At 74.0% G+C, this 724-nt stretch carries 1 protein-coding gene; it reads left to right on the forward strand.

Annotated elements, in window-relative coordinates; translation table 11 throughout:
- Nucleotides 1-724: cysteine desulfurase/sulfurtransferase TusA family protein (locus tag EAO70_RS36555; protein WP_148007084.1), on the forward strand; the 724-nt coding region annotated here is incomplete at both ends.

The following is a 724-nucleotide window of genomic DNA, read 5'->3' on the forward strand; positions in this document are numbered from 1 at the left end:
GGGGTGGGGCTGCTCGCGGTCCGCAAGGGCGTGCGGTTCAGCCCGCAAGGCCCCTCGGACGAGCGGGAGTCGGGCCGGGCGCCGGGCTTCGAGAACCTGCCGGCGATCGTGGCGGCGGCGGCGTCGCTGCGGGCCGTACGGGCGGAGGCGGCGGCCGAGGAGGCGCGGCTGCGGGCGCTGGTGGACCGGATCCGGGCGCGGGTGCCGGAGCTGGTCCCGGACGTGGAGGTGGTGGGCGACCCGGTGCGGCGCCTCCCCCATCTCGTCACCTTCTCCTGTCTGTACGTCGACGGGGAGACGTTGCTGCACGAGCTGGACCGGGAGGGTTTCTCCGTTTCGTCCGGTTCGTCGTGCACGAGTTCGACGCTGACGCCCAGCCATGTGCTGCGGGCGATGGGGGTGCTGAGCGAGGGGAACGTACGGGTGTCCCTGCCGTCGGGCACGACGGAGGAGGACGTGGACCGGTTCCTGGCGGTGCTGCCGGGGGTGGTGGCGGGGGTACGGGAACGCCTGGACGCGCCGTCGCCTGCGGCGAGCGTGTCGGGTACGGGGTCCCTGTTGGTGGACGCGCTGGGGCGGCGCTGCCCGATCCCGGTGATCGAACTGGCGAAGGTCATCGGCGACGTGCCGGTGGGCGGGACGGTGACGGTCCTGGCGGACGACGCGGCGGCGCGGCTGGACATTCCGGCGTGGTGCGAGATGCGGGGGCAGGAGTATGTGGGGG

Source organism: Streptomyces sp. adm13(2018) (genome assembly GCF_008042145.1).
GTDB lineage: Bacteria > Actinomycetota > Actinomycetes > Streptomycetales > Streptomycetaceae > Streptomyces.